Source organism: Streptomyces sp. T39, from assembly GCF_008042045.1.
Taxonomy (GTDB): domain Bacteria; phylum Actinomycetota; class Actinomycetes; order Streptomycetales; family Streptomycetaceae; genus Streptomyces.
The window spans coordinates 109,190-128,735 of sequence record NZ_RDBP01000037.1 but is presented as its reverse complement, the minus strand read 5'-3'; the positions used below and the strand labels follow the sequence as shown (position 1 = coordinate 128,735).

Here is a 19,546-nt window from a genome sequence, read left to right as displayed (position 1 = left end):
GCCCAGGAGGCTCCGCCCAGGAGGCTCCGAAGCAGGAGGCCCCGAAGCAGGAGGCCCCGGCTCCCGCCCCGCAGGCCGCAGCCCCGGCGCCCGCTCCGGCTCCGGCCGCCGCTCCGGCTCCTGCCCCGCAGGCAGCCGCCCCGGCACCGGCCGCGGCTCCGCAGGCCGCCCCGGCCGCGCCCGCGGCGCCCGCCGCGGTCGAGTCGAGCGACGCGTACGTGACCCCGCTGGTCCGCAAGCTCGCCGCCGAGAACGGCGTCGACCTGGGCTCGGTCAAGGGCACTGGCGTCGGCGGCCGCATCCGCAAGCAGGACGTCGTCGCCGCCGCGGAGGCCGCCAAGGCCGCCGCCGCCCCGGCCCCCGCCGCGGCCGCCCCGGCCGCGTCGAAGGCGCCGTCGGCGGAGGCGTCCCCGCTGCGCGGTCAGACGGTCAAGATGACCCGCATGCGCAAGGTCATCGGCGACAACATGATGAAGGCGCTGCACGGCCAGGCCCAGCTGTCCTCGGTCGTCGAGGTCGACATCACCAAGCTGATGAAGCTGCGCGAGCAGGCGAAGGCCTCCTTCGCCGCCCGCGAGGGCGTCAAGCTCTCCCCGATGCCGTTCTTCGTGAAGGCCGCGGCCCAGGCGCTGAAGGCCCACCCGGTCATCAACGCCCGGATCAACGAGGACGAGGGCACCATCACGTACTTCGACTCGGAGAACATCGGCATCGCCGTGGACTCCGAGAAGGGTCTGATGACGCCGGTCATCAAGGGTGCGGGCGACCTGAACATCGCCGGCATCTCCAAGGCCACCGCGGACCTGGCGGGCAAGGTCCGGGCCAGCAAGATCACGCCGGACGAGCTGTCCGGTGCGACCTTCACCATCAGCAACACCGGTTCGCGCGGTGCGCTGTTCGACACGATCATCGTGCCGCCGAACCAGGTCGCCATCCTGGGCATCGGCGCCACCGTGAAGCGTCCGGCGGTCATCGAGACCGCCGAGGGCACCGTCATCGGCGTCCGGGACATGACGTACCTGACGCTCTCCTACGACCACCGTCTGGTGGACGGCGCGGACGCCGCCCGCTACCTGACCGCGGTCAAGGCGATCCTGGAGGCCGGCGAGTTCGAGGTCGAGCTCGGCCTGTAGGTCACCGGCGGCCCGCGCGGCCGCCGGTCGTCCGCCTCACGCGTGCCCCCGTCCCGGAGCGATCCGGGGCGGGGGCACGTCCGTGTCCGCGGGCGTGCCCCGTTGTGCCGTTCGCCCCTCCCCGTGCCCGGGGCGCGGATACCGTGGCACGGGGGAATCGGGGCCGGACGGCGGGCCCGGAGGGGGGGCCGGTACGCATGGCACGTCAGCCGACGCACGACCTGGTGGTCGTGGTGCCCGGCATCATGGGCAGCGCGCTCGCCGACCGCGACGGCCGCGAGGTGTGGGGGCTCTCGGGCGCCGCGCTCCGGCAGGGCATCCGCACCTTCGGACGGTCCGTGACCGGCCTGACCCTGCCGGCGGACCTCGGCGACGCGCATCCCGGCGACGGGGTGCGGCCGACGGGCCTCCTGCGCGACCTCTACGCGCTGCCCGGGCGCTGGGCCCTGGTCGACGGCTACAGCGGGCTGCTGGACTGGCTCGAAGCCTCCTTCACCCTGCGCCGCCGGGGTGCGGGCGAGCCCGCGTCCGCCGCCGCCAACCTGGTGGCGTTCGCCTACGACTGGCGGCTGTCCTGCCGGTTCAACGCGGCCCGGCTGGGCGCGGTCGTCGACGAGGAACTGGGCCGCTGGCGCGCGTCGGCGGCCGCACGGCGCGACGCCCGCGTGGTCCTGGTGTGCCACTCCATGGGCGGCCTGGTCGCCCGTTACTGGGCCGAGTGCCTGGGCGGCCACGAGACGGTCCGCCGCATCATCACCCTCGGCACCCCGCACCGGGGCTCGCTGGACGCGCTGGAGACCCTGGTCGACGGTCACGGCGTCGGCCCGCGGCCGGTGCGGGCCGCGATCACCCGGCTGGCCCGGTCGCTGCCGTCGGTGCACCAGCTGACGCCCGACTACGCCTGTCTGGACTCCCCCGGCGGGCTGCTCTACCCGCGGGAGCTGCCGTACGCGCTGCCCGGACCCGACCCGGCCCTGCTGCGCGACGCCGGTGACTTCCACGCGGAGATACGCGACGCGGCCCGAGGACGCACCGGCGGCACCGACCCGGCCCTCGTGCCGATCGCCGGGGTGCTCCAGCCGACGGCGACCACCGCGTCCGTCGCCGGTGACGGCGAACGGCTGCTCGTCTCCACGACGGCCGGCCTGCGGGCCGAGGGCGGGGACGGCACCGTGCCCCGGCTGTCGGCGCACCCGCCCGGCGCCGCGCACGGCCACACGCCCTGTGAGCAGCACGGCTCGCTCCAGAACAACCCCGGTGTGCGGGACTCCCTGTGGGGCCTGCTGGCGCCCGCGCCCGCCGTGTACCGCGACCCGGCGCCGCGGCCGGTGCGGCTGGGCGTCGCGGCACCCGCCCATCTGCCGGCCGGCGAGCGGCTGGAGCTGTCCGTGACGGCCGACGGCACCCCCGGCGGCGACCGGCTGGCGGTCGCCGCCGTACTGCACCCGGCGGAGGGCGGCCCTGCGACGTCACGCACCCTGCGCAACCGCGGAGCGGGCCGCTACGGGGGCGTCTTCCCCGACCCTCCCCGGCCCGGACCGTACCGGCTGGTGGTGCAGGCGGCCGGGCGGCCGGACGCGGCGGTGACGGCGCTGGTCATGGTGGGGGACGGGGACCCGGCCGAGGGGCGCACCGCCGATGCGTGACGGGGAAGCCGCGCCCTCGCCCGGCGGGGACGCGGCCGCGGGCACGGCGATCGGCTTCGTGGTCGCACTCCACCGCGGCGGTCTGGTGCCCGACCTGCCGGGCGCGCGGGCCCAGCTGGACGCGCTCGCCGGACTGCTCACCGCCTGCGGCTGCCCGGCCGAGACGGTGGCCGACCCGGACCGCGGCACGGTCCTCGACCGGCTCCGCGCCTGGTCGCGCCGGCATGCGGCACAAGGCGGCGGCGGCCCGGCCGTGGTGGTGTGGTCCGGGCACGCGCAGGTGCACGACGGCCGGCTGCACCTGATCACCGGGGACACCGAGGACCCCGACGACGAGGAGCAGGTGTACCGCACCGAGCTGCTGACCGCGGCCGCACTGCGGTCCGGCGCGGACCAGATCCTGCTGGTCGTGGACACCTGCCACTCCGGCGCGGGGGTGCTGGAGCCGCTGCGCCGGGCCATGGAGGACTTCGCCCGCACCTCGCTCCCCGAGGGCCGGGCCCAGTGGCTCGGTGTCGTCGCGAGCTGCCAGTCCGGCGAACGCGCCGCGGGGCGCGGCGTGCTGCTGGACACGCTCGCGGCGGTGCTGCGCGACGGGCCGGGCGCCGGCGGGTACCGGCACGAGTGGAGCGTGCGCAACGAGGGCGTGACCGGTGACGCGGTCGTCCAGGCCGTGCTGGCCCGCTGGGACGACGACGGCCAGCGTCCGGCCGCCGTGACCACCGGCCGGGCGCTGCCCATGTTCCGCAACCCCCGCCTGCGCCGGGACCCGGGCGAGGAGCTGGTGGAGCACCTGGTCCTCGCCGCGCGGGGCGCGGGCCGCACCGAGGAGGGGTGGTTCTTCACCGGCCGGCACGCGGTGCTGACGGAGATCGTCGGCTGGCTCGCCGCCGGGGAGCCGGGGCTGTTCCTCGTCACGGGCTCCGCGGGCAGCGGGAAGTCGGCGGTCCTGGGGCGCGTCGCCACACTGTCGGATGCCCGGCGGCGCGCGGAGGCCCGCGCCCACGGGGCGCTGCGGGAGGGGGACCCCGACCCCGGCGAGAACACGGTGGACGCCTCGCTCCACCTGCGGGGCACGGACCCGCAGCGCCTCGCCGAGGCCCTGGCGCGGCAGTTGGGGCTCCCGGCACCGCGCACCCCCGCGGCGCTGATCGCGGAGATGGAGACGCTGGACCTGGGACGCCCGCCGGTGCTGGTGCTCGACGGGCTCGACGAGGCGGCCGGCGAGCAGGCACCCGCGGTCGTCGAGCAGCTGCTCGTACCGCTCAGCCGGATCGCGACGGTGCTGCTCGGCTCCCGCGCCCGGCCGTTCCGTCCGCACGCGGCACCGCAGGAGAGCCTGGACGGGACGCTGAGCCGGTGGCTCGGCGCCCGGATCCGCCGCGTCGATCTCGACGAACAGCCGGGCACGGCGCAGGACATCGCCCACTACGCCCGGCGGCGGCTGACGCTGGGCGGCCTGCCGGCGGACGTGTGCGAGACGGCGGCCCGCCGGGTCGCCGAGCGTGCCGTGAGCGACGACGGCGGGTTCCTCTTCGCGCGCCTGGTGACCCGGTCGCTGGTCGCGCGGTACGACGCGCAGGCACCGGGCGGGCTGCCCGGTCTGCCCCCGTCCGTCGGCGCCGCCTTCGCCGAGGAGCTGGCGCGGGGACCGCGGCGGCTGCGCGACGGCGCCGAACTGCCGAGCGCGGCCACGGACCTGCTCACGGCCCTGGCCTGGAGCGCGGGCCGGGGCATGCCCGCGCGCGGCGTCTGGGAGGGCGCCGCCACGGGCCTCGCCGAGCAGGGGACGGTCTACGGTCCCGAGGACGTGGACTGGCTGCTCGACGCCTTCGGCGCGTTCGTGGTGGAGGACACCGACGGGACGCAGGCCGTGTACCGGCTGTACCACCGGGAGTTCGCGGAGCATCTGCAGGGCCTGGGGCGTGGTGCGCAAGCAGCGCCGTCCGCGCGGAGGGCGGGGCAGGCGGGACCTCCGCACCATCCCCTGGCCCCCGGGGCCTCCCCGGGGCACGGTCCGCTCGCCGGGGAGAGGGTGGCCCGCGCCCTGGTCGGCGTCCTGCTGCGGCAGACGGACGGCGCGCGGGAACCGGAACGTGCCAATCCTTATCTCCTCACCGGTCTCGCGGCCCACGCCCTGTCGGCGGGCCCCCCGGGGATCCTGCTGGTCCGGGACCTGGACCGGCGCAACAGCAGCGTGTTCCGTCCGGTGCTCGCGCTCGTCCTGCAGCAGGCCGCCGCGCTGCTGGCCGACGGCGGACAGGCCGGGGAGGCCGTCGACGCCGCACGGGAGGGCGCCGCACTGCAGCGCGAGCTCGCCGGCACCGATCCCCACGCCCACCGCCCCGGGCTGGCCTGGGCACTCGACGGCCTGGCGCACCGGCTGGCCGCCGCAGGGGACCGGGCGGGAGCCCTGGACGCGGCCCGGGAGGCGGCCGAGGTCCAGCGGGACCTCGCCGCCGGCGATCCCGGCGCCTTCGGGCCCGGACTGCCCTCGTACCTCGGCAACCTGGCCGCCCGGCTGTCGGAGGCGGGCGATCGCGAGGCCGCCGCGGCCCGGTCGGAGGAGGCCGTCGGCCTGTGCAGGGAGCTGGCGGACCGTCACCCGTCCGTCCATCTGCCGCGGCTGGCGCAGTTCCTGATCAACCATTCCGCGCACCTCGGCGCCGTGGGCCGGTACGGCGGAGCCCTGGACGCCTGCGCCGAGGCCGTCGCCGTGGCCCGGGGGCTGGCCGACGAGGCCCCCGCGGCCCATCTGTTCCTCCTCGCGACGGCGCTCGGGGATCTCGCGGTCTCCCTCGACAGGGTCGGCCGGACGCGGGAAGCCCTCGCCGCCGCCCAGGAGTCGGTGGAACTGCACCGCGCCCCGGCCGCCGAGCGTCCCGGCGACCATCTGCCGCGCCTGGCGAAGTCCCTGGGGAACCTGGCGGTGCTGCTGGGTTCCGCGGGGCGCGACGGCGACTCCCTCGCCGCCGCCCGGGAAGGGCTGGAGGCGGCGCGCCGGGTGGCCGCCGCCGCCCCCGTGGCCGGACGGGCCGCGCTGGCGGACGCGCTCGGCGTGCTCGCGGGACGGCTGCTGGCCGCCGGGGAGCACCGGGAGGCGCTGGTCCACGCGCGGGAGGCGGTGGACCTCGACCGCGCTCCGGCCGCCGCGGACCCGGCGGCCTCGCCGCGTCGTCTGGCGCTCTCGCTGAGCACGCTGGCCACCGCGCTCGGCAGACGGGGGGACTACCGGGCGGCCCTCGCCGCGGGGGTCGAGACCGTCGGGCTCCTGCGTCCGGCGGCCGAGCGCGATCCCGTCGCCCATCGCGCGGAACTGGCCCTGTGCCTGCACAACCTCGGCAACCAGTACGCCGACGCCGGCGACCCGGTCGCCGCGATCGAGGCGACGCAGGAGTCCGCCGAGCTGTACCGGCGGCTGGCCGGAGCCCTGCCCGCGGTCCACCTCGGCGACCTCGCCCTCGCCTGCGACGCCCTCGGCTCGCGCCACTCCGACCTGGGCGACTGGGACAGGGCGCTGGTGCACGCACGCGACGCCGTGGCCCTCTACCGGAAGCTGGCCGAGGACGAACCGGCGCGGTACCGGGGCGGTCTGGCGCGTTCGCTGGGCAATCTGGGCATCCGTCTGGCGTGCACCGGCGCCCACGAGGAGGCGCTCGCGGTCACCCGCGAGGGCCTGGACATGGAGCGCGAACGGACCGCCGGTGTGCCGGGGGCGGGTCCGCCGGTGCTGGCGAGCGCCTACTACAACCTGTCGCTCCGGCTCGCGGAGACCGCCCGGGAACAGGAGTCGCTGGCCGCGGTGCGCGAGGCCGTGCGGATGTTCCGGGAACTGGCCGAGGACGAGCCGGCGCACTGGACGGCGCCGCTGGCGACGGCGGTGGGCACCCTGGGGCGGCGGCTCTGCGAGACGGGTGACCACGACGGCGCCCGGGCCGCGGCCGAGGACGCCGTCGCCCTGCTGACCGTCTGCGCCGAAGCCCATCCGGGGGCCCATGCGGGCGCGCTGCGGGAGGCACTGGCCGGGCTCGACCAGGTGCTGACCGCCGCGGGCGACCCCGGAGCGGCGCTCGGTGCGATCCGCCGGGCCGAGCGCGCGGTGGCCGGGCATCCCGCGGCCGCCTGGCAGGTGCGTCTGTTCCGGCTGGCCCACCAGCTCCGTTCGGGACGGGCCGAGGAGGCCGTGCACGAACTGGTGCCCCTCACCCGGCCGGACCGGACCGGTCCGGAGGACGGGGACGATGACGGCTCCACGGCGCCGGGACGGCACTCCCGGGCCTTCCAGGCGCGTCAGCTGCTGCTCCACCACGCGGAGCGCGGTGAGGCCGAGGCCGTGCTGGTCCGGCGGCTGGTGCGGGACGCCGATCCGGAGGCGGCCGGTCCGCCGCCGTGGCTGAGCCTGCCCGCCCACGCGCTGCAGACGCTGATGGGCTGGTTCGACTGCGGGGACTGGGCGTCATCCCGTGCCTACTGGGACGCACACCCGTGGCTGCGGTCCCCGCAGGCCGGAGTGGCGCTCGGGGAGCTGCTGACGGTCCAGCCGGAGGTCGCCACGCATCTGCAGCTGTGGAGCGCGGCCGTCGAGCACGGGCCGGACGTCGCGTTCCACCTGCACCTGCTGATCGAGCTGGTCGACACCTGGGCCGCGGCGAGGACGCTGCGGGAGTCGCGCGACCTGCTGGTGACCCACGCCGACATGCTGGTGGACCCGAACGCCCTGGTCGTCCTGACCGCACGCAGCGGCACGACCCGCACCCCGCTGCACGCACTGCTCGGCCTCGCCGTCCTCGACGGCATCGAGGAGGCCTACCGCTGCGCGGAGGACCGCGAAGCGCTCCGCCGCCGGATCGGGCGCGCCTGCGCCGGGAGGAAGCCGGACACCGAGACGCTCGACCTGTGCGCGGAACTGGAGCGGACCCGGTTCGGCGACGCGTTCGCGGCGGACGTGCACCACGCGGTGGCCGCCGTCCTCGCGGGGCGGAAGGACGTGCCGCCGGTGCGGGCGGTGCCCGGGCCGGGGGAGCGAGCGGCGGCCGTGGCCGAGATCGCGGGCCTGATCGGCCGTTATCCGCGTCACACGGCCGAGTTGACCGCGCTGCTGCAGTCCGTGGTGGCCGACGGCCGCCCGGCCGTCGCGGACCCGGCCGCACCCTGACGACGTGCGGGTTCGCGGCGCGGGAGCGTCCCCGCCGGGCCGGGAGGCGGCCTCACGGACGGGGGCGGCGCGAGGCTCCCACGGAGGGTGCGCGGGCATTCCTCTCCGGTAACCTCGGCGTCGGCCATCTGGTGAGGAGCGCATTCATGACCGTCCCCGTCGTCCACTCGCTGCGCGACCAGATCCGCGAGCACATCGTGGAGGGGATCGTCAGCGGGCGCTGGAAGCCCGGGGAGCGGATCGTCGAGCGCCGCATCGCGACGGAACTGGAGGTCTCCCAGACCCCGGTGCGCGAGGCGCTGCGGGAGCTGGAGTCGCTGCGGCTGATCGAGTCGGCGCCCAACAAGGGCGTGCGGGTGCGGAATCTGACGGCCGCTGACCTGGAGGAGAGCTACCCCGTCCGGGCGGGTCTGGAGCAGATCGCCGCGGAGCTGGCCGCGGAGCGGCTGGCGGCGGACTGCTCGGCGCTGGAGCCCCATGTGACGGCCCTCTACGAGGCGGACCGGCACGCCGACGGCACGGCCCAGGTGCGGCACACGGTGGCGTTCCACCGGGAGCTGGTGAAGGCGGCGGGCAACGGTGTGCTGCTGCACACCTGGGAGGGGCTCGGGATCGAGGTCTTCACGGCGCTGTCGATCCGGTGGCTGGGGACGGTGCAGAAGTCCTACGCGGAGGAGCACCAGGATCTGGTGGAGGCGTTCCGGCGGCGTGACCCGGAGATCGGCGCCTTGGTGAAGGCGCACGTCCTCGGCTGCGCGCCGCGCGCGTAGCGCGGCTTTCGAGCCGTCCGGCTGCCGCGACCACCGGCGCTCAGCCGGGTCCGCACCCGCCACCCGGTCCGGCGGGGCTCCGTCCCGCACCCCGCGCCTCGAACGCCGGCGAGGCGCGGGACGCCCGGCCCGGCGCGCGCACCGGGCGGCCGGCCCCCGCCGGGCAGGAGCCCGCCGCCGGCGCCCTCGTCGCGGCCGGAGGTGCGGCGGTCGAGGCGGAAGCGACCCCCGGGAGAAGAGGGGGTACGGGGGCATTTGCCCCGGCACCCCGTGCCCACTTTTGCGGCACCGGATGCCAATTTCTCCCCAGGCTTTGATCGATCATCGATCAGAGACTTACAGTCTTCGGCGGGTCCACCGACCCGTTCGCCCTGTCCTGCCAGACACGGCACCCCCTTATCTCCACCCCCCTCCTGTCCGGAAGGCGGCGATCATGACCGACCCCGTAGGCAAGCTTCCGAGCGAGCTCGACCAGCTCCCGGACCGCGACGCCGAGGAAACCGCCGAGTGGGCGGCGTCCCTCGGCGCAGTCGCGGAGCACGCCGGCCCGCACCGCGCCGCGTACCTGATGCGCCGCACGCTCCAGCACGCCGAGAAGGCAGGCGTCGCCCTGCCCCGTCTGCTGGAGACGGACTACGTCAACACCATCCCCACCGCCGCCGAGCCCGCGCTCGACGGCGACGAGGAGATGGAAGCCCGCATCACCGCGTGGAACCGCTGGAACGCGGCCGCCATGGTGACCCGGGGCTCCCGGTTCGGCGTCGGCGGCCACATCGCCACCTTCGCCTCCGCGGCCTGGCTCTACGAGACCGGCTTCAACCACTTCTTCCGCGGCAAGGAGGGGGACGGCAGCGGCGACCAGCTCTACATCCAGGGCCACGCCTCCCCCGGCATCTACGCCCGCGCCTTCCTCGACGGCCGCCTCACCGAGGCGCACCTCGACAACTTCCGCCAGGAGGCCGGCGGCAACGGCCTCCCCTCGTACCCGCACCCGCGCCGGCTGCCCTGGCTGTGGGAGTTCCCCACGGTCTCCATGGGCCTCGGCCCGCTGTCGGCGATCTACCAGGCGCGGTTCAACCGCTACCTCCAGGGCCGCGGCATCAAGGACACGAGCAACTCCCACGTCTGGGCGTTCCTCGGTGACGGCGAGATGGACGAGCCCGAGTCGACGGCCGCACTCGCCCTCGCCTCCCGTGAGCGCCTGGACAACCTGACCTTCGTCGTCAACTGCAACCTGCAGCGCCTCGACGGTCCGGTCCGCGCCAACTTCAAGATCGTGCAGGAGCTGGAGGCCCAGTTCCGCGGCGCCGGCTGGAACGTCGTCAAGTCGCTGTGGGGCTCGGCCTGGGACGAGCTGTTCCAGCTGGACACCGCCGGCGCCCTGGTGCGCCGCCTGCGCGAGGTCCCGGACGCGCAGTTCCAGACGTACGCGACCCGCGACGTGGCCTACATCCGCGAGCACTTCTTCGGCGCCGAGCCGGCCCTCGTCGAGCTGGCCAGGCTGCTGACGGACGCCAAGATCGCCGAGTGTTTCCACACCTCCCGCGGCGGCCACGAGGCCCGCAAGGTGTACGCGGCGTACAAGGCGGCGCTCGCCCACAAGGGCGCGCCGACCGTGATCCTGGCGCAGACGGTCAAGGGCTTCACGCTCGGCAAGGGCTTCGAGTCCAAGAACGCCAACCACCAGATGAAGAAGCTGACGGCCGACGAGTTCAAGGGCATGCGCGACCTGCTCGGGCTCCCGATCGCCGACAGCGCCTTCGCCGACGGCCTGGTGCCCTACGGCCACCCGGGGGCCGACTCCCCCGAGGTCCGCTACCTCCAGGAGCGCCGCGCGGCCCTCGGCGGCCCCGCCCCGGCCCGCCGGGTGCACCCGGTCGCCCCGCTGCCCGAGCCGGAGGAGCGCGCGTTCGCCGCGCTGAAGAAGGGCTCCGGCAAGCAGGAGATGGCCACGACCATGGCGTTCGTCCGCCTGGTCAAGGACCTGATGCGGGACAAGCGGACCGGGAAGCGCTGGGTGCCGATCGTCCCCGACGAGGCGCGCACCTTCGGCATGGAGTCGCTGTTCCCGTCCGCCGGCATCTACTCGCCGATGGGCCAGACGTACGAGCCGGTCGACCGTGACCAGCTGATGTACTACAAGGAGGCCAAGGACGGCCAGATCCTCAACGAGGGGATCACCGAGGCCGGCGCCATGGCCGACTTCATCGCCGCCGCCACGTCGTACTCGACGCACGGCGAGACGATGATCCCGTTCTACATCTTCTACTCGATGTTCGGCTGGCAGCGGACCGGCGACCAGATGTGGCAGCTCGCCGACCAGCTCGGCAAGGGCTTCATCGTCGGCGCGACGGCCGGCCGCACCACGCTGACCGGTGAGGGCCTCCAGCACGCGGACGGCCATTCGCACCTGATCGCCGCCACCAACCCGGCGTCGCTCAATTACGACCCGGCCTTCGCGTACGAGATCGCGGTGATCGTCAAGGACGGTCTGCGGCGGATGTACGGCCAGACCGCCCCGGGCGAGGACTCGGACGTCTTCTACTACCTGACGGTCTACAACGAGCCGAAGCCGCAGCCCGCCATGCCGGAGGGCGTGGAGGAGGGCATCGTCAAGGGCCTGTACCGCTTCAACGAGGGCTCGGCGGGCGCGGACGCGCCGCGTCTCCAGCTGCTCGCCTCGGGTACGGCGATCCACTGGGCCCTGGAGGCCCAGGAGCTGCTGGCGAAGGACTGGAACGTGGCCGCCGACGTGTGGTCCGCGACCTCCTGGGGCGAGCTGCGCCGGGACGCCCTGGAGGCGGACGAGGCGCTGCTCCGCGGCGAGGAGCGCGTCCCGTACGTCACCCAGGCGCTGGCCGGCGCCCCCGGCCCGGTGCTGGCGGTGTCCGACTGGATGCGCCAGGTGCCGGACCAGATCAGCCAGTGGGTGGAGCAGGACTGGTCGTCGCTGGGCACGGACGGCTTCGGTCTGTCGGACACCCGTGACGCCGCCCGCCGTCACTTCGGCGTCGACGCCCAGTCGATCACGGTCGCCGCGCTGGCCCAGCTGGCCAAGCGGGGCGAGGTCCCGGCGTCCGCCGTGAAGGAGGCGCGCGAGCGCTACGGCCTGTAGCGGGAACGGGCGGGCCCGTCGCGGCCCGCCCCGTGCCCGGTGCCGTCCCGCAGGGGCCGTCCTCCTCGTGAGGCCGGTCCCTGTGCCATGCCCGGGCCGTCTCCGGGCCGGCCGGGTGTCAGCCCCGGCCGGGCGCCGGTGACGCGGGGTCCTCCGGGGACGTCCGGGACGGCGGGTGCGCCGGACGGTCGGCGTCCCCCACGGGCTCCGGATGCTCCTCCCGCTCCGGGCGCCGCCGCGGCGCCGTGCCGTCGCGCGGCCCGAGCAGACGGCGCAGGTGCTCGGTGCGGTCCACGTCCGACTCCGGCAGCAGCCAGGGTTCCGGACCCCCGCCGGACGCCCGCGGGGACGCCGGGGCCGCGGGCTCGGGCGGGGGCACGTCGTCGCGGTACGCGTAGCCGTGGGCCGCGGCATGCCGCTGGGCCGTGACGGCGAGGGCGTCCTGGAGGGACGTCAGCCGTCCCAGGATCTCGGCTCGCTGCTCCTTCAGGTCGTCGAGCGGTGTGAACCGGCTGTCGGCGAGCATGCCCGCCACCCGAGTCCGCAGCTCGGCCAGGGCGTTCATCGCGCGCTCCGCCTCGGTGCGGGCGGCGGCGACCTTGGCGTTGCCGTCCTGGAGGACGTTCTCCACCTGGCGTTGCGCGGACTGCACGGTGCGCCGGGCGCGCTCCTCGGCGTCGGTGCGCAGGCGTTCGGCCTCCAGCGCCAGCTGCGCCGCCCGGTGCTCGATCTCGGCGAGGCGCTTCTCCGCCGTCACCCGGCGCGTGGTCAGGTCGCGTTCGGCCTGCTCCCGGCGCTTGGCGAGGGCGGTCTCGAAGTCGGCGGCCGCCTGCGCAGCCTTCGCCCGGGTCTCCTCGAAGAGGGCGTCGGCCTCCGCGCGCCTGTCCCCGACGTCCCGCTCGACGCGGTTGCGCAGCGCGAGGATCTCCTGTTCGGTGCGGTGCCGCAGGTCCGCCACGTAGCGCTCGGCCTCGGCGCGCACCACGCCCGCGTCGTCCTCGGCCCGGGCGAGCATCTGGTCGGCCTGTCTGCGCGCCGCCTTCAGCGCCGCCTCGGCCTCCTCCTCGCGCGCCTTCGCGTCGCGGATGGACGCCTGGTAGATCTCCTGGGCGCCGGCGAGCTTCGCCGCGACCTCGGCCTCGGCGCGGGCGCCGGTGAAGGCCGGGACCGCGGTCCCCGCGCGGTGGCGGGCGGTCCCCAGTTCCTTCAGCCGCTCCAGCACCGCGCCCGCCGAGTCGGGCCGGTCCTCCGGCCGCCGCTGGAGCAGCTCCATGACGAGGGCGCTCAGTCCGGACGGTGTCTCGGGCACCAGCGCGTGCGGCGGGGGGATGTCCGCCTCGGCGTGCAGGTACAGCAGGGCGAGCACGTTGTCGGCGACCATCGGCGGCCGGCCCGTGAGCATGAAGTAGAGCAGGCAGCCGAGCGAGTACAGGTCCGTCCGGTGGTCGACGGCCGTGTCGCCCCGCGCCTGCTCGGGCGACATGTACAGCAGGGTTCCCATGGGCACCCCGGTCCGTGTGAGGCCGCCGGCCCGGGCCGTGTCGCCGAGGAACTTGGCGATGCCGAAGTCGAGCACCTTCACGTCGCCGTCCGCCGCGAACATCACGTTCTCCGGCTTGATGTCCCGGTGGACGATCCGCAGCGTGTGCGCCGCGTGGAGGGCCGTCGCCACCTGGTGCGCCCAGCGCACGGCCGTGCGCCACGGCGGGCGGGCGGCACGGATCTCCTGGGCGAGGGTCCGGCCGGTCAGGCGTTCCATCACCATGTAGAGGACGGGCTCGTCGTCGATGACGGCTTCGCCGCAGTCGTGGGCGGTCACGGTGTGCCGGCCGGGCAGGTTCGCGGCGGACCTGATCTCCCGCCGGAAACGGAGGAACGTCTCCTCCTCGCCCGCGTCGGGAAGCGCGGTCACCAGCTTGACGGCGACCTCGCGCTGCATGCGCTCGTCGCGGGCGGACCACACCTGCCCCATGCCGCCCCGGCCCAGGCGTTCGGTCAGCTCGTACCGGCCGTCGAGCACCGCCCCCCGCATACCGCCCTCCCCACCGACGCGACAGGGTCCCCAGTATGCCTTCTGTGTCCGTCCGGGCACGGACGGACACCGTCGTCGCGCGATCCGGCCGCGGGCCGCCGCAACGGGTCCCCGGACGGGGATGCTTGACCCTGACACCGTGTGAACCCGTGCACTGGGAGACGTCATGTTCACCATCGGAGACTTCGCCAGGCACGGCCGTGTGTCGGCCCGGATGCTGCGCCACTACGACGCCATCGGGCTGCTGCGCCCCGAGCGCACCGACCCGTTCACGGGCTACCGCCACTACTCGGCGGCCCAGCTCGCGCGGCTCAACCGCATCGTCGCGCTCAAGGACCTCGGCTTCACGCTGGAACAGGTGCGCCGGATCCTGGAGGACCGGCCCGGCCCGGACGAACTGCGCGGGATGCTCGCGCTGCGCCGGGCCGAGCTGGAGGAGGCCGTGGCCGCGGCCGCGGCACGGCTGAGGCAGGTCGAGGCGAGGCTCCGGTCCATCGAGAGCGAGGGGCACATGCCCACCCAGGACATCATGATCAAGAACATCCCCCCGGTGCGCGTAGCCGAGCTGTCCGGCACGGCGGCGAGCTACCAGCCGGAGCACATCGGCCCGGTGATCGGCCCGCTGTACGAGGAGCTGTTCCGGCGGCTGGAGGCGGCCGGTGTCACGCCGTCCGGCCCGGGCGTCGCGTACTACGAGGACGCCCCGGACGGCGGCGGCGCCATCCGCGTCCACGCGGGCTGCACGGTCGGCCACGACGTCCCCGCGGGGCCGGACTTCGACGTCGTCGACCTGCCCGGTGTGGAGCGCGCGGCGACGATCGTGCACCGCGGTCCGATGGACGACGTGCTGGCGACGGAGCAGAGCCTGGCGCAGTGGATCGACGCCGGCGGCCACCGCTCGGCCGGGTACGCGCGGGAGGTGTACCTGGAGTGCCCGCCCGACACGGCGAAGTGGGTGACCGAACTCCAGGAGCCGCTCGCCTGAGCCCCCGGAGGTCCGGCGGCCGGATCGGCCGGCTGCCGGGCCGCCGGGCCGCCGGGCCGCTGGGCCGCCGGGCCGCTGGGCCGCCGGGCTGCTGGGCTGCTGGGCTGCTGGGCTGCTGGGCTGCGCGATGATGAACGCATGCGCGCTGCCCGGCTGATCAGGATGGTGCTGCTGCTCCAGGCGAGAGACGTCATGACGGCGGCCGAACTGGCGCGGGAGCTGGAGGTGTCCGAACGGACCGTGGCCCGGGACGCCCTCTCCCTGTCGGAGGCGGGCATCCCGGTCTACGCGGACCGCGGGCGCACCGGCGGCTACCGGCTGATCGGCGGCTACCGCACCGGCCTGACGGGGCTCGGGCGCGACGAGGCGGCGGCGCTGTTCCTCTCCGGACTGCCCGGGGCCCTGCGCGACATGGGCCTGCAGGACGCGGCGTCGGCGGCACGCCTCAAGGTGTCGGCGGCCCTGATCCCCTCGCTGAGCGACGCCTCCGAGTCCGCCGCCCAGCGCTTCCATCTCGACGCGCCGGGCTGGTACCAGGAGCCGAGCACGCCCCCGCTGCTGCCGGTGGTCGCCGAGGCGGTGTGGGGCGACCGCCGCGTCCGGGCGGTGTACCGGCGCAGGGACGGCGAGGTGGAGCGGGAGCTGGAGCCCTACGGCCTCGTGCTGAAGGCGGGGGTCTGGTACCTGTGCGCCCGCGCGGACGGTGCGCCGCGGGTGTACCGGATCGACCGGTTCGCCTCGGTGGAGGCGGACGGGGAGGTCTTCACCCGCGACGAGGACTTCGACCTGCCGTCGTTCTGGTCGGAGCGTGCGGCGTCCTTCGCCCGCTCGCTGCTGCGCGCCGAGGCCGTCGTCCGGGTCACCGGGGACGGCGCCCGGCGGCTGCCCCGGGTGACGGACCGCGCGGCGGCCGAGGAGGCCCTCGCCGCCGCCGGCCCGCCGGACGCCGGGGGCCGGGTGACGCTGACCCTGCCGGTGGAGTCGCTGGACGTCGCGTACGCCCAACTGCTGTCCCTGGGGCCGGAGGTGGAGGTTCTGGGGCCGCCGGAACTCAGGGAGCGTTTCGCCCGGGCGGCGGCGGGACTGCGCGAGCTGTACGGCTGAGGCCGCCCTGCGGGACGGACCGGCGTGACGGCCCGGCGGCACAGGCTCGGTGCACGGGCCGGCGGGGCCCGTCCCCCTCACCGCGACGGGTGAGGGGAACGGAGCCCGGCCGGTCATGTCCCGTCGTGTCAGCGGTAGTCCGCGGCCGACGGGGTCTCCCCCGCCTTCTCGGCCATCATGAATCCCCACACGTCGGGCCGGCTGCCGTCCGCGTCGGTGACGCCGTACTCCCTGCCCAGCCGCCCGCTGTCGAGGGACTGGCCGTTCCAGCGGACCCGTTCGGGGTCGGCGGCGAGGGCGGCCACGCCGCGGCCGATGTAGACGGGCGACTCGGACAGCTCCCAGTGCCGCTGCTTCGCGATCCCGTCCCGCCAGGTCTCCTCGGTGAGGCCGAAGGTGTCGAGCATCTCCTCGGACCTGATGAATCCGGGGGTGACCGCGACGGCGACGCCGCCGACCTGCCGCAGTTCCTCGCCGAGGATGTAGGCCATGCGGATCGGGGTGTTCTTGGCGATGTCGTAGTAGAAGTTCTCGCGGAATCCCTTGTTGGTCTCGGCCGTGCCGTCGGTGACCTCGACGACCAGGCCGCCCGGGTTCCGCACCAGCAGGGGCAGGGCGATGCTGCTGGTGATGATGTGGGTGCGGGTCCCGAGGTCGATCATGCGCAGACCGCGGTCGAGGTCGACCTCCCACATGGGGGTGTCGAAGTCGAGCAGCGGGTTCCCGCCCCAGACGTCGTTGACCAGGATGTCCAGCCGGCCGTGGTCGCGGTCGATCCGGGCGACGAGGGCCCTGACCCGGTCCGCCTCCAGATGGTCGGTGGGCACGGCGATCCCCTCGCCGCCCGCGGCGGTCACCAGCTCCGCGGTCTCCTCGATGGTCTCCGAGGCGCGGCCCATCTCGCTCACGTGCTCGCGGGTGGTGCGGCCGGTCGCGTAGACCGTCGCCCCGGCGGCGCCGAGGGCCACGGCGATGGCGCGCCCGGCGCCCCGCGTGGCGCCCGCCACCAGGGCGATCCTGCCGGTGAGCGGCTTGTCGGCGGGCGTCCGCCCGGTGCCGGCCGAGGACGCGGTGAGGTGCGTGGGGGCGGTGTCCGCCGGGCCGTGCGTGCCGGCCGGGGACGTCTCGTTCGTCGTCATGCACCGACCGTCGCACGGATACCCGACACCTTCTGTCCGGCTTTCCGGGCGGGTCGCGCCGGACCGACGGCGCGCGGGGCCGCGCCTTCCGCGTGCGCGGCCTCCCCCGAGCCACGATGCTTGTCCCGTGATGGACGAGACGGAGTTCTGGGAGATCGTCGACAGCACCCGTGAGGCCGCCGAAGGCGACCCCGACGACCACGCCGACCTGCTCGTCGAGCGGCTGCTGCGGCTCGATCCCGAGGCCGTGCTGGACTTCGCCCGCCATTTCGAGGCCCGCTGGAACCGCGCGTACACCTGGGACCTGTGGGGGGCCGCCGCCGTGCTGCTCGGCGGTGCGAGCGACGACGCGTTCGACTCGTTCCGCTGCTGGCTGATCGGCCAGGGCCGCGAGGTCTTCGAGGGGGGCGTGCACGACCCGGACACGCTGGCGGACCTGCTGGAGGACTTCGACGAGGACATCGACGGGGACGGCGAGGAGCTCGGGTACGCGGCGGACGAGGCGTACGAGCGGCTGACCGGGTCGGACGCGCCGGATCTCGGCGTCCCCCCGCAGGCGGCGGAGCCCGCGGGCACACCGTTCGACTTCGACGACGACGCCGCTCTGGCCGTCCGCTTCCCGGGTCTGTGGGAGCGCTTCGGCGCGCCGTGACCCGGCACCGGGCGGGAGCGTGCCGCGACGGCTCGGGGGCCGGCCCGTCGCCGCACGCCGTGCGCCGCCGGCGACTGCGCGGCGCCCGGCCCCTCCCGGCGCGGACCCGCCGCGTCAGCGCGGCAGGGCGCGGCCCATCAGGACGTCGTCCACGAACCGGCCGTCGAGATGGAACTCGCCGGGGAGCACGCCCTCCACCGCGAAGCCCTCCGACGCGTAGAGCGCCCTGGCCGGCGTGTTGTGGGCGAGGACGCGCAGGGTGATGCGGACGGCGCCCTGCCGGACGGCGTCGTCGCACGCCGCCCGCAGCAGCGCCCGGCCCACGCCACGGCCGCGCGCGGCGCCGGAGACCGCCAGGCCCTGTATCTGGCGCACGTGCCGGTTGCAGGCCAGCGGGGTCGGGGCGACCAGGCGGATGTAGCCGAGGACCGTGCCGTCGGCGTCCTCGGCGACGAGCACGTCCGCGGGACGGTGGGCCTCGTCGAAGAAGGGCCCGTACGGCGGTTGCGGCCGCGGCGTCACGGCGTGCAGCGGGGACCAGGTCGCGCGGTCGAGCTCACCGAGCGGGGCGTCGTCGGACGGGCGCGCCCGGCGGACCCTCGGGGCGCCGGTGCGAGGGGCGGGGTCGGTGTGCGCGGCGGGCATACGGCCCACTGTGTCACGCGCCCCGCGCCGGGCGCCGCCGCATTCCCGCGCCGGGCGGGCGCGCGCGGCGGAACACCGGGGCGGGTGGGGCACGATGGAGGCATGCAGAGATCACGTATCGCCGTCTCCGGCGCCTCCGGGCTCATCGGCAGGGCACTCGTGCGCTCCCTGCGCGCCGACGGTCACGAGGTGGTGCGCCTGGTGCGCGGCACCCCGCGCGCCGACGACGAGGTCGCGTGGGATCCGCGGCGTCAGTACGTCGACGCGGCCGGTCTCGTGGGGTGCGACGGGGTGGTGCACCTCGCGGGCGCGGGGGTCGGCGACCGCCGCTGGACGGAGGCGTACCGCAAGGAGATCCGGGACAGCCGGGTGCTCGGCACGGCGGCCGTCGCGGAGGCCCTGGCCTCGCTGGACGAGCCGCCGCGGGTGCTGGTCAGCGGCAGCGCCGTCGGCTACTACGGCGAGACCGGCGACCGTGCCGTGGACGAGGACGCGCCGCCCGGGGAGGGCTTCCTGCCCCAGGTGTGCGTCGAGTGGGAGGAGGCTGCGGCGCCGGCGCAGGAGGCGGGGGTGCGCACCGTCTTCGCCCGCACGGGCCTGGTCGTCTCGCGGGACGGGGGTGCGTGGGGCCGGATGTTCCCCCTGTTCCGGGCCGGGCTCGGGGGGCGGCTGGGCAGCGGGCGGCAGTACTGGAGCTTCATCTCGCTGCACGACGAGGTCGCGGCGCTGCGGCACGCGCTGGACACCCCCTCGCTGTCGGGGCCGGTCAACCTGACCGCGCCGGAGCCGGTGACGAACCGTGAGGTCACGGAGGCGATGGGCCGGGTGCTCGGCCGCCCCACCCTGTTCGCGGTGCCGGAGCAGGCCCTGCGGCTGGCACTCGGCGGGATGGCGTCGGACGTGCTGGGCAGTCAGCGGGCGCTGCCGGTACGCCTGTTGGAGTCGGGGTTCACCTTCGCCTTCCCCCGGGTCGACGACGCGATCGCCGCGGCTCTGCGCTGACGCGCCGGGCGCGGGCGGCGCGCGCGGTGGGCGCCGGGGGCGTGCGCCCCCGCGCTCCGGTGACCCGGGGCGTGCGCGACTGCGGAGCGGGCCACGGCTGCCTAGGCTCGGGGCAACTCGGGCATTTCTCGGGCCTGTTGGGGGCATGACCCTCCCTTCAGCCGCGCC

Annotated in this window: 12 protein-coding genes; 9 read left to right on the top strand and 3 right to left on the bottom strand. The window is 75.6% G+C overall.

What is annotated here, in order from left to right:
- The 5 genes from sucB to aceE all read left to right on the top strand — a co-directional run.
- The coding region (gene sucB, locus EAO77_RS40290; RefSeq protein ID WP_261994113.1) for a 2-oxoglutarate dehydrogenase, E2 component, dihydrolipoamide succinyltransferase at positions 1 to 1,133 on the top strand (1,133 nt) is incomplete at its 5' end.
- 197 nt (positions 1,134 to 1,330) lie between these two features.
- Complete coding sequence (locus tag EAO77_RS23000; protein WP_147990202.1) at positions 1,331 to 2,779, top strand: lipase/acyltransferase domain-containing protein; 1,449 nt, start codon at positions 1,331 to 1,333, stop codon at positions 2,777 to 2,779.
- Positions 2,772 to 7,934 carry a tetratricopeptide repeat protein gene (locus EAO77_RS22995; protein WP_147990201.1) on the top strand — a complete coding sequence of 1,721 codons (5,163 nt, stop codon included), beginning with the start codon at positions 2,772 to 2,774 and terminating at the stop codon, positions 7,932 to 7,934. Before EAO77_RS23000 ends, EAO77_RS22995 begins: the two co-directional genes overlap by 8 nt.
- Positions 7,935 to 8,080: 146 nt before the next feature.
- Positions 8,081 to 8,704, top strand: coding sequence for a GntR family transcriptional regulator (locus EAO77_RS22990; RefSeq protein ID WP_147990200.1), 624 nt, complete (start codon positions 8,081 to 8,083; stop codon positions 8,702 to 8,704).
- A gap of 433 nt (positions 8,705 to 9,137) precedes the next feature.
- On the top strand, positions 9,138 to 11,819 hold the full coding sequence (aceE, locus tag EAO77_RS22985; RefSeq protein ID WP_147990199.1) for a pyruvate dehydrogenase (acetyl-transferring), homodimeric type: 2,682 nt from the start codon (positions 9,138 to 9,140) through the stop codon (positions 11,817 to 11,819).
- Positions 11,820 to 11,937: 118 nt separating this feature from the next.
- Here the strand turns inward: aceE and EAO77_RS22980 are convergent, their stop codons facing one another.
- Entirely contained in the window at positions 11,938 to 13,851 is a 1,914-nt protein-coding gene (locus tag EAO77_RS22980) for a serine/threonine protein kinase (protein ID WP_187283372.1), read from the bottom strand.
- 166 nt (positions 13,852 to 14,017) lie between these two features.
- Between EAO77_RS22980 and EAO77_RS22975 the strand changes: the two genes are divergently transcribed.
- Both EAO77_RS22975 and EAO77_RS22970 read left to right on the top strand, forming a co-directional pair.
- Positions 14,018 to 14,836 (top strand): MerR family transcriptional regulator, encoded by an 819-nt coding sequence (locus tag EAO77_RS22975; RefSeq protein ID WP_147990197.1) that lies wholly within the window; start codon positions 14,018 to 14,020, stop codon positions 14,834 to 14,836.
- A 138-nt stretch (positions 14,837 to 14,974) separates the two neighbouring features.
- Positions 14,975 to 15,940, top strand: coding sequence for a helix-turn-helix transcriptional regulator (locus tag EAO77_RS22970; protein ID WP_147990196.1), 966 nt, complete (start codon positions 14,975 to 14,977; stop codon positions 15,938 to 15,940).
- Between the two features lie 128 nt (positions 15,941 to 16,068).
- Here the strand turns inward: EAO77_RS22970 and EAO77_RS22965 are convergent, their stop codons facing one another.
- The gene (locus tag EAO77_RS22965) at positions 16,069 to 17,079 is read right to left on the bottom strand and encodes an SDR family oxidoreductase (protein ID WP_147990195.1); all 1,011 of its coding nucleotides are present in this window, start codon (positions 17,077 to 17,079) and stop codon (positions 16,069 to 16,071) included.
- Positions 17,080 to 17,209: 130 nt separating this feature from the next.
- Between EAO77_RS22965 and EAO77_RS22960 the strand changes: the two genes are divergently transcribed.
- On the top strand, positions 17,210 to 17,731 hold the full coding sequence (locus EAO77_RS22960) for a DUF4240 domain-containing protein (RefSeq protein WP_147990974.1): 522 nt from the start codon (positions 17,210 to 17,212) through the stop codon (positions 17,729 to 17,731).
- Between the two features lie 114 nt (positions 17,732 to 17,845).
- On the opposite strand, the gene EAO77_RS22955 is transcribed toward EAO77_RS22960, so the two are convergent.
- A complete protein-coding gene (locus EAO77_RS22955; RefSeq protein WP_147990194.1) occupies positions 17,846 to 18,376 on the bottom strand; it encodes a GNAT family N-acetyltransferase in 531 nt (176 codons plus the stop codon).
- Positions 18,377 to 18,478: 102 nt separating this feature from the next.
- Here EAO77_RS22955 and EAO77_RS22950 point away from each other — a divergent pair, with 102 nt between their 5' ends.
- Positions 18,479 to 19,378, top strand: a complete 900-nt coding sequence (locus EAO77_RS22950) for a TIGR01777 family oxidoreductase (RefSeq protein WP_147990193.1) — start codon at positions 18,479 to 18,481, stop codon at positions 19,376 to 19,378.
- Positions 19,379 to 19,546 lie beyond the last annotated feature (168 nt).